This window comes from Belnapia sp. AC561, from assembly GCF_979252845.1.
The window spans coordinates 1-8,777 of the sequence record NZ_CEEDBP010000074.1; the positions used below are offsets into that span (position 1 = coordinate 1).

At 71.3% G+C, this 8,777-nt stretch carries 10 protein-coding genes; 3 read left to right on the forward strand and 7 right to left on the reverse strand.

What is annotated here, in order from left to right; genetic code table 11:
* Positions 1–356 precede the first annotated feature (356 nt).
* From ptsP to AC0IW9_RS29495, 5 genes are read right to left on the reverse strand one after another with little or no spacing between them, the layout of a single operon-like run.
* Positions 357–2,240 (reverse strand): phosphoenolpyruvate--protein phosphotransferase, encoded by a 1,884-nt coding sequence (gene ptsP, locus AC0IW9_RS29475; RefSeq protein WP_471651876.1) that lies wholly within the window; start codon positions 2,238–2,240, stop codon positions 357–359.
* A complete protein-coding gene (locus AC0IW9_RS29480) occupies positions 2,230–2,550 on the reverse strand; it encodes an HPr family phosphocarrier protein (protein WP_471651877.1) in 321 nt (106 codons plus the stop codon). The genes ptsP and AC0IW9_RS29480 overlap by 11 nt, the downstream gene beginning before the upstream one ends.
* Positions 2,547–3,020: a PTS sugar transporter subunit IIA gene (locus tag AC0IW9_RS29485; protein ID WP_471651878.1), complete on the reverse strand. Its 474-nt coding sequence runs from the start codon at positions 3,018–3,020 to the stop codon at positions 2,547–2,549. Before AC0IW9_RS29485 ends, AC0IW9_RS29480 begins: the two co-directional genes overlap by 4 nt.
* Positions 3,017–3,967, reverse strand: a complete 951-nt coding sequence (gene rapZ, locus AC0IW9_RS29490) for an RNase adapter RapZ (protein WP_471651879.1) — start codon at positions 3,965–3,967, stop codon at positions 3,017–3,019. The genes AC0IW9_RS29485 and rapZ overlap by 4 nt, the downstream gene beginning before the upstream one ends.
* Positions 3,964–4,437: an HPr kinase/phosphorylase gene (locus AC0IW9_RS29495; RefSeq protein ID WP_471651880.1), complete on the reverse strand. Its 474-nt coding sequence runs from the start codon at positions 4,435–4,437 to the stop codon at positions 3,964–3,966. Before AC0IW9_RS29495 ends, rapZ begins: the two co-directional genes overlap by 4 nt.
* Before the next feature lie 102 nt (positions 4,438–4,539).
* Between AC0IW9_RS29495 and AC0IW9_RS29500 the strand changes: the two genes are divergently transcribed.
* The gene (locus AC0IW9_RS29500) at positions 4,540–5,511 is read left to right on the forward strand and encodes a serine/threonine dehydratase (protein WP_471651881.1); all 972 of its coding nucleotides are present in this window, start codon (positions 4,540–4,542) and stop codon (positions 5,509–5,511) included.
* A gap of 46 nt (positions 5,512–5,557) precedes the next feature.
* Positions 5,558–6,208, forward strand: a complete 651-nt coding sequence (locus tag AC0IW9_RS29505) for a LysE family translocator (RefSeq protein ID WP_471651882.1) — start codon at positions 5,558–5,560, stop codon at positions 6,206–6,208.
* A gap of 27 nt (positions 6,209–6,235) precedes the next feature.
* Here the strand turns inward: AC0IW9_RS29505 and AC0IW9_RS29510 are convergent, their stop codons facing one another.
* Positions 6,236–7,039 carry an undecaprenyl-diphosphate phosphatase gene (locus AC0IW9_RS29510; protein ID WP_471651883.1) on the reverse strand — a complete coding sequence of 268 codons (804 nt, stop codon included), beginning with the start codon at positions 7,037–7,039 and terminating at the stop codon, positions 6,236–6,238.
* A gap of 165 nt (positions 7,040–7,204) precedes the next feature.
* Positions 7,205–8,287: a TRAP transporter substrate-binding protein gene (locus AC0IW9_RS29515; RefSeq protein WP_471651884.1), complete on the reverse strand. Its 1,083-nt coding sequence runs from the start codon at positions 8,285–8,287 to the stop codon at positions 7,205–7,207.
* A 107-nt stretch (positions 8,288–8,394) separates the two neighbouring features.
* On the opposite strand from AC0IW9_RS29515, the gene AC0IW9_RS29520 reads away from it, so the two are divergent.
* A partial coding sequence (locus AC0IW9_RS29520; protein WP_471651885.1) for a DUF1275 family protein occupies positions 8,395–8,777 on the forward strand: 383 nt, incomplete at its 3' end.

The window sequence follows — 8,777 nt, forward strand, 5'->3', positions numbered from 1 at the left end:
TGCAGGGGCTGGACGGGACGGCTTGGCGGGCGGGGGGGCCCGGCGCTGCCGTGCCCGGCCGGCCGGCGCCGGTGGCATGGGGCGAGTATAGCGGGGCTTCAGGGGGCGCTCAAACCTGCTCAATTCGGCTAAATCGCGCTAAATTCGCCTAAATTTGGTAAAATTCGGCTCAATTTCGATAAATTTTATGGCCTCAACCCTTTGATAAGGCTGCATTCCCCGGGGGAAATTTTACGGAATTGAGGGTGCGCTACCGCGTCTCGCCAAATCCGGACTTGATTATAGGAATATAGTCTGAAATGCCGCCCATGTCCAGGGCGGCCTGGCCCTGGTTCAGCCGCGGTCCCCGCCCGGTTTCAGCCGCGGTCCCCGCCTGGGGCGAAGCCCTGCACCAGCTCATGGATCCGCGCCGGATCGGATTGCTCCATCACCCGCCGGGCGAAGCGGGCGCAGTCGCCGATGTCCAGCGCTCGGACCATCTGCTTCACCCGCGGGATGGCGCTGGCATTCATCGACAGGCAGCGGATGCCGAGGCCCAGCAGCAGCGGCACCAGCTTGGGGTTGCCCGCCACCTCGCCGCAGACCGAGACCGGCATGCGCAGCCGCAGCGCCGCTTCCGTGGCGAATTGCATCAGCCGCAGCACGGCGGGGTGCAGCGGGTCGTACAGGTGGGAGACCTCGGCCTCGGCCCGGTCCACCGCCAGGGTGTACATGGCGAGGTCGTTGGTGCCGATGGCGAAGAAATCCGCCTCCAGCGCGATGGCATCGGCGGCCAGCGCGGCGCCCGGCGTCTCGATCATCACCCCGAGGTCGGGCAGCTTGTCCGGCAGGTGGGTGCCCTTGCGGCGCAGGCGGCGGGCGACGCGCTCGTAGATGTCGCGGGCGGCCTTCACCTCGGAGGGGTTGGTGACCATGGGCAGCAGGATGCGGACCTGGCCCTTCTCCGCCACGCGCAGGATGGCGGCGAATTGCGACTCCAGCAGCTCCGGCCGCTTCAGCAGCAGGCGCAGCCCGCGCAGGCCGAGCGCCGGATTGGGCCCCGAATGGGTGGGGGCGACGCCTTCCGACAGCGCCTGCATGTCCTTCTCGCCGCCCCAGTCCAGCACCCGGATGGTGACGGGATCGCCGCCCATGGCCTCGACCACCTGGGTATAGGCGGCGAGCTGGGCCTCCTCGTCCGGCAGGTCCTCGCGGTTCATGAAGAGGAATTCGGTGCGCAGCAGGCCGATGCCGATGGCGCCCGACTGGGCGATCAGCGGCAGCTCGGCCGGGATCTCGAGGTTGGCCTGCAGCTCGACCGGCTCGCCGTCGGTGGTGACGGCGGGCAGCCGGCGCAGCTTGGCGAGCTTGGCGCGCTCCTTGGCGAAGGCGGCCAGCGCGTTGCGGCCCTTCTCCAGCGCCTTGTCGCTCGGCCGCAGCACGATGGTGCCGGCGGCGCCGTCGAGCACCGCCATGTCGCCGCGCTCGGCGCTTTCGCTGAGCCCGCTGGCGCCGAGGATGGCGGGGATGCCGAGCGCCCGCAGCATGATGGCGGTATGGCCATCGGCGCCGCCCTCGTCCGTGGCGACGCCGGCGATGCGGGTCGGGTCGAGCAGGGCGGCATCGGCGGGGGTGAGTTCCTCCGCCACCAGGATGGCGCCCTCGGGCACGCCCTTCAGGCTGCGGAAGGGGGTGGAGGTGAGGTTGCGGGTCAGCCGGCGGGCAATCTCCCGCACCTCCCCGGCGCGGCGCTGCAGGCCGGGCTTGTCGTCGTCCCGCGCGGCGAGGATGAGGGCGGCGATCGCCTCCGCCTCGTCGCCGACCGCGGTCTCGGCGGCCAGCAGCTCGGTCTCGATGCGCTTGCGGGCGCCGCGCAGCAGGCGGGAATTGCCCAGCATCATCACATAGGCATCGAGCAGCGGGGCCAGCTCCTCCTGCGCTTCCTCGGGCAGGACGGACAGCCGGGTCTTCAGCTTGCCGAGCTGCTTGCGGGACAGGGCGGTGGCCTCGGCTAGGCGCTGCTTCTCGGCCTCGACGCGGTCGGCGGGGACGGCGCGGCGGGGGGCTTCGGTCGGGACCTCCGTGGTGTCGAAGATCGGGCCGATGGCGATGCCGGGGGAGACGGGGATGCCGCGGATGGCATGTTCGCGGCCCTTGCGGGAGCCGGGCTTGCGCAGCGCCTCGGCGGCGGCGCGGGCCTCCGCTTTGGATTCGGGCTTGGTCTCGGGCTTGTCGGGCCGTTCGGCCTTCTCAATCTTCATGGAATCCGGCCTCGACCAGGCCGGCGACCGCATCCAGGGCTTCGCGCGCGTCCCAGCCGTCGGCCTCGATCGTCACCTTGCTGCCCTGCCCGGCGCCGAGCATCATCAGCCCCATGATGGAACAGGCCGGGACCTTCTGGCCATCCCGCGAGACGCTGAGGCAGGCGGAATAGCGTTCGGCGAGGGTCACCAGCTTGGCCGCGGCGCGGGCATGCAGGCCGCGGCTGTTGCGGATGACGACGCATTGGCGCAGCACCAGGTCGGGGTCGCTGCCGCCGCCGGTGACGGCCTGGGTTCCGAAATCGCTCATGGCTTGTGCTCACCATTCCCTTTGCCAGCGCCGTTGGGGATATTCCCGTTGGCGCTGCCGTTGACCCGGGCGATCCCGTTCGGGATGTCCCCGGCGGCGGCGATGTATTTGCGGCCCGCGGCCGTGGCATGGTCCACCGCTTCCGCGAGCGGTTCGGAGGACCGGATCTTCGCCAGCTTCACCAGCAGGGGCAGGTTTACCCCGGCGATCACTTCCACATGGTTATGGTCGGCCAGCGAGACGGCGAGGTTGCAGGGCGTGCCGCCCATGATGTCGGTCAGCACGACGACGCCGTCGCCCTGCTCGACCGCGGCGATGCTCTCACGGATATCCTGGCGCCGACGCTCCATGTCGTCGTCGGGACCGATGCAGACCGTGGAGACCGCGCGCTGCGGCCCGACCACGTGTTCCATGGCGAGGCGGAGCTCGTCGGCCAGCCGGCCATGGGTGACCAGAACCAATCCAATCATGGGGACGGCGTCAGGGCCTCCCGACCCCCGGTATGGGCAACATGTGGTGCGACGGAGTCCGGTGATCCACCCGGTCCCGCTGATGTGTCATCGAGTTCCCGATGGGTCACATCCGCACGCCAGCCCAGGCTTTTCAGATGGTCGGTCAGGCGTTCCGCCACAAGGACCGAGCGATGGCGGCCCCCGGTGCAGCCTAACGCGACTGTAAGATACTTCTTGCCCTCCGCCACGTAGCGCGGCAAGAGCGGATCGATGAATCCGGTGAGCCGGTTCCAGAATCCGGCGAAGTCCGGGTCGGCCTCGACATGGGCGGCGACGGCCGCATCCCGCCCGGTCAGCGGCTTCAGCACCGGGTCGTAGTGCGGGTTGCGCAGGAAGCGCAGGTCGAAGACCAGCTCCGCGTCGCGCGGCAGGCCGCGCGGGAAGGCGAAGGACTGGACATGGATCTGCAGTCCCGGGGTTTCCTCCCGGCGGAAGCGGCGTTCGATGAGCTGGCGGAGGCCGGGCAGCGGCAGGTCGGAGGTATCGACCACCATATCCGCGGCATCCAGCAGGGGTTCGAGCAATTGCCGTTCCCGGGCGATGCCGTCGGCCACCCGGCTGCCGAGCGAGCCGCCAGGCGCCAGCGGATGGCGGCGGCGGGTTTCCGAATAGCGGCGGAGCAGCACCGCGATATCGGCCGTGGCGAAGACCAGGGTGACGTCGATATCCGGGCGCAGCCGCAGCCGGGCCAGGGTGCGGAGAAGCTGGGCGGCATCGAAGCCGCGGGTGCGGGTATCGATCCCGGCGGCGAGCGGCTGGGCGCCGTCGCCGACCAGCTCCTCCAGCAGGTCGAGCGGCGGGTTGTCGATGCTCTCGAAGCCGAGGTCCTCGAGGTGGCGGAGGATGGAGGCGCGGCCGGCACCGGACAGGCCGGTGACGAGGACGATCGGCCGCGGGGCGGTCATTTGGGCGCCTGTTCGAAGGCGCCCGTGGGAAAAGCACCGGCGCGGCAGCCGATGCGGCCGAGGGCGGCATCCAGCGCCAGGGCGAGCTTGGCCGGGGCCGAGGCCTCGAAGCCTGCCAGGCGGATGGCCGGCAGGGTGACGCCGGCGGCGGACCAGGTGGCGGGTTCGGGCAGGCGGGGGACCTCGGCGCGGGGCAGGAGATGGGCGACGAGGCGCAGCACCGCGCCGGCCGCGGTCGGGAAGGGGCCGAGGATGCCGAGGCCGCGGACCTCCAGCAGCCCGGCCAGGGCGGCGGGCGCGGATGGGCGCAGTTCGCCGGCCTCCGTCCGGAGCGCGACCTGGTCATCGGCGACCAGCGACCATCCCGACTGCAGCAGGCGCAACACCAGATCGGACTTCCCTGACCCGGGTGGACCGAGGAGGAGGACGGCGTCCCCCTCCCGGGCGATGGAACTCGCATGGAGCAGCATTGTGGCCGCCACCGAACAGGGTGTTCACCTTGGCAGAAAGCCCTTGCGGTTCCAAGGGTACCCGCGGTTGCAGCGCAGGCCGGGTCATGCCACCGGTACCGCATGATCGACGAGATTCCCTCCCCCGGCCGGGCCCCCGGCCAAGACGACATTCGCCGCGCGGCGCAACGGATCGCCCCGCATATCCGCGCCACGCCCTTGCTGCGCCTCGCGGGGGCCGATCTCGGCCTGCCGCATGACGTGGTGCTGAAGCTGGAGCAGTTGCAGGCGAGCGGCAGCTTCAAGCCGCGCGGCGCCTTCAACACGATCCTGTCGGCGCGCGAGAACGGCATCCTGCCGCCGGCGGGCGTGATCGCCGCCTCGGGCGGCAACCATGGCGCGGCGGTCGCCTATGCGGCGCGGGCCCTGGGAATTCCGGCGGAGATCTTCGTGCCGGAGATCACCGGGGCGGCGAAGCGGGCGCGGATCGAAAGCTATGGCGCGCGGCTGATGGTCGGCGGGGCGGATTACGAGGCGGCGCGGCAGGCCAGCGTGGCGCGGCAGGCCGAGAGCGGGGCGCTGCCGGTGCATGCCTATGACCAGGCCGAGGTCCTGGCGGGCCAGGGCACGGTGGCGCTGGAATTCGCCGCGGATGCGCCGGCGCTGACGCATGTGCTGGTGGCGACCGGCGGCGGCGGGCTGATCGGCGGGATGGCCGCCTGGTACGCGGATAGCGGGGTGCAGCTGGTGAGCGTCGAGCCGGAGGGCTGCCCGACGCTTGCCACGGCACTCCGCGAAGGCCGGCCGGTGCCGGCGGCGGTCGGCGGGGTGGCGGCGGACAGCCTCGGCGCGCGGCAGGTCGGGGCGCTGATGTTCCAGGTGGCCCGGCGGCACGTGGCGGCGGCGGTGCTGGTGCCGGACGACGCGATCCGCGCGGCGCAGCGGCTGCTGTGGGAGGCGGCGCGGGTCGTCGCGGAACCGGGCGGGGCGACGGCGCTGGCGGCCCTGCTCTGCGGCGCCTGGGTGGCGCCGGCGGGCGCGCAAGTCGGCGTGCTGGTCTGCGGCGGCAATTGCGAGCCGGGAAGCGTGGCCTAGGATAAGGCGCCGCCATCCCGATCCCCCCTCCCCGAGGTTTCCCTTCATGCCCGACCTGACCCAGCTTGCCCTCTATGTCGCAGCGGCCCTGCTGCTCGCGGTCACGCCCGGCCCGGGCATCTTCTACGTCGCCGCGCGGACGCTCGCCGGCGGCCGGGCGGAGGGGCTGGCGTCGAGCTTCGGCACCGGGCTCGGCGGCCTGGTGCATGTGCTGGCGGGAAGCCTCGGCGTCTCCGCCATCCTGCTGGCGAGCGCCGAGCTGTTCACCGCGCTGAAGCTGGCCGGCGCCGCCTATCTGGTCTGGATCGGCTTCCGCACCATCCAGGCCGCGCGGCGGGATGCGGCGGTGGCGGTGGCGGGCGGCCCCGCGGCGCCACCGATCGGGGTCCGGCGCGCCTTCCGCGAGGGCGTGCTGGTCGAGGCGCTGAACCCCAAGACGGCGGCCTTCTTCCTGGCCTTCGTCCCGCAATTCGTGGACCCGGCGGCGGGGTCCGTGGCGCTGCAATTCCTGGCTCTCGGCGGCATCTCGGTGGCGCTCAATACCGCCGCCGATGTGGTGGTGGCCTGTGCCGCGGGCGGCATCCGGGCGGGTGCGGCGGCGCGGCCGGGCCTGATCCGCCGGCTGCGGGAGGGATCGGGCGCCGCGATGGTCGCGCTCGGGATCGGCCTGGCGCTGGCAAGGCGTCCGGCCGGCTGAGAACTGGCCGGCTCAGAACTGGCCGGCTCAGTGCAGGGCGAGCCAGGCCAGCATGAGGGTCCCGAGGGCGATGCGGTACCAGCCGAAGGGCGTGAAGCCGATCCGGCCGATGACCGAGAGCACCCAGCGCACCGTCAGCAGCGCCACCACGAAGGCGGCGACGAAGCCGATGGCGACCTGGCCGAGCCCATCGGTCGAGATCTCGTTCCGGACCTTGAACAGGCTATAGGCGCTGGCCGCCAGCATGGTCGGGATGGCGAGGATGAAGCTGAACTCGGCCGCCACCTTGCGGTCCACGCCCAGCAGCAGCGCGGTGATGATGGTGGCGCCTGAGCGGGAGGTGCCGGGGATCATCGCCAGGGCTTGGCCGAAGCCGACCAGCAGGGCGGCCAGCGGGCCGATCTCCGGCACCGAATGGATGGTCGGCGCCGGGCGGCTGCGCTCGATCAGGATGATGGCGATGCCGCCGAGGATGAGGGCGCAGGAGACGACCCAGGGATTGAACAGCACCTCGGTGATCGTCTTGTGCAGGGTGGCGCCGAGCACCATCGCCGGGAGGAAGGCGAGCAGGATGTTGATCACGTAGAAGCGTTCCCGCCCCGGCCGCCACATCCCGCGCAGCAGGTTCAGCAGCAGGTCGCGGTAGAGCCAGATGATGGCGAGGATGGCGCCGAGCTGGATCGAGACCTCGAAGACCTTCCCCGGCGGGCCTTTGAAGCCGATCAGCGATCCCAGCAGGATCAGGTGGCCGGTCGAGGAGATGGGGAGGAATTCGGTCAGTCCCTCCAGCACGCCCATGGCGAGGGCGGAGAGCAGATCGGCGAAGGACATGGGTGGTCATACTCCGGCGGCGAGCCGCGCCTATAGGGCCTGATCCCCGCGCCCGCCATAAGCACGGGGGACAAGCGGGCGTGCGCGGCGCGGCTGGATAGCCGCGCCGCAGTATCAACTCAGCGCTGCGCCGCAGTCTGGCTCAGCGCTGCGCCGCAACTTGGTTCAGCGCTGCGCCGCAGCGGGGAAGGCGAAGTTGTCGAAGCTGCTCTCGGCGACGCGGAACCACTGGTATTCCTCGTCCCGGTAGGCGCGGTAGGCGGTCCAGATCTTCTTGAACCGCTCGTTCTTGCCCGACATCTCCTCGTAGAGCCCATGCGCCTCCCGCCAGGAGGCCTGCAGGACCTCGCGCGGCCAGTAGCGGAGCTGGGCGCCGGCGGCGACCAGGCGGCGGAGCGCCTGCGGGTTCAGGTGGTCGTAGCGGGCCAGCATGTCCGAATTGGCCTCGGCCGCGGCGACCTCGAGGGCGGCCTTGTAGGCGGCGGGCAGCTTGGCGAGCTCGGACTGGTTGATCAGCAGGTGCAGGTGGGCGCCGGCCTCCCAGAAGCCCGGGGCATAGTAGTTGCGGGCGACGCGGACGAAGCCGAGCTTCTCGTCATCATGTGGGCCGACGAATTCGACGGCATCCAGGGTGCCGCGCTCCAGCGAGGGATAGATGTCGCTGGCGGCGATCTGGGTCGGCACGGCGCCGAGCTTGCGGAAGATCTCGCCCGCCAGGCCGGCGACGCGGAACTTGAGACCCTTGAGGTCGTCGATCGACTTCACCTCGTTGCGGAACCAACCGCCCATCTGGGCGCCGGTGTCGCCGGCGGGGAAGCCGGCGATGCCGTAGTCCTTGAACAGCTCGGCCGCCAGTTCATTGCCGCCGCCGTATTGCAGCCAGGCGAGGTTCTGCCGGGCGTTCAGGCCGAAGGGCAGCGCGGTGAAGAAGGCGAAGGAGGGGTCCTTGCCGGTGTAGTAGTAGACCGGGGTGTGGCCCGCCTCGATGGTCCCGGCCTGCACCGCATCCAGCACGGACAGGCCGGGCACGATCTCGCCGGCGGCGAAGAAGCGGATCTGGAAGCGGTTGTCGGTGAGCTGGGCGACGCGCTGCGCCATGCGCTCCCCGGTGCCGTAGAGGACATCCAGGTTGCGGGGAAAGGCCGAGGCCATGCGCCAGCGGACTTCAGGGTTCACCTGGGCCAGGGCGGGGGTGGCGAGGGCCAAAGGCGCGGCGGCGGCGGCGCCGAAGATGAGGCGGCGGTTCATGGGCGGTTTCTTCCCGGTTGCGGCGGGATGAGGGAAAAGCGCGAAGGCGTGCCGGATGCAAGGGGCTGGATGGCCCCGGGGTACCAGGACAGGGCGGCGGAGGATGCATGGCGGAGGCGGATCTGCGGCTGCGGGCCTGGCTGGCGGTGCCGCTGGTGGCATTGGCGGGCTGTGTCGATGCGATCGGCTGGCTGCGGCTGCAGGAGCTGTTCGTGAGCTTCATGAGCGGCACGAGCACGATGCTGGGGGTGGCGCTGGCCGATGGGCGCGGCAGCCGGGCGGCCGATCTGGCCGAGGTGGTGGGGCTTTTCGCCGGCGGGGCGGTGGCGGCGGCCGGGCTCGGGCGGCTGGCCGGGCGCTGGCGCGGACCGGTGGTGCTGGGGGTGGTGGCGGCGCTGGTCGCGGCGCGGCTCGGCTGGCACTGGGCCTTCGTGCTGCCGGGGGTGGTCGATATCCTCACCGGCCTGCTGTGGCTGCGCGAGCCCGCCTT

Excerpts from the sequence above, each read along its gene's own strand:
- AC0IW9_RS29495 (WP_471651880.1), bottom strand. The coding sequence starts at position 4,437 with ATGCTGCTCCATGCGAGTTCCATCGCCCGGGAGGGGGACGCCGTCCTC.
- AC0IW9_RS29480 (WP_471651877.1), bottom strand. The coding sequence starts at position 2,550 with ATGAGCGATTTCGGAACCCAGGCCGTCACCGGCGGCGGCAGCGACCCC.
- rapZ (WP_471651879.1), bottom strand. The coding sequence starts at position 3,967 with ATGACCGCCCCGCGGCCGATCGTCCTCGTCACCGGCCTGTCCGGTGCC.
- AC0IW9_RS29510 (WP_471651883.1), bottom strand. The coding sequence starts at position 7,039 with ATGTCCTTCGCCGATCTGCTCTCCGCCCTCGCCATGGGCGTGCTGGAG.
- AC0IW9_RS29505 (WP_471651882.1), top strand. The coding sequence starts at position 5,558 with ATGCCCGACCTGACCCAGCTTGCCCTCTATGTCGCAGCGGCCCTGCTG.
- AC0IW9_RS29500 (WP_471651881.1), top strand. The coding sequence starts at position 4,540 with ATGATCGACGAGATTCCCTCCCCCGGCCGGGCCCCCGGCCAAGACGAC.
- AC0IW9_RS29485 (WP_471651878.1), bottom strand. The coding sequence starts at position 3,020 with ATGATTGGATTGGTTCTGGTCACCCATGGCCGGCTGGCCGACGAGCTC.
- AC0IW9_RS29515 (WP_471651884.1), bottom strand. The coding sequence starts at position 8,287 with ATGAACCGCCGCCTCATCTTCGGCGCCGCCGCCGCCGCGCCTTTGGCC.
- ptsP (WP_471651876.1), bottom strand. The coding sequence starts at position 2,240 with ATGAAGATTGAGAAGGCCGAACGGCCCGACAAGCCCGAGACCAAGCCC.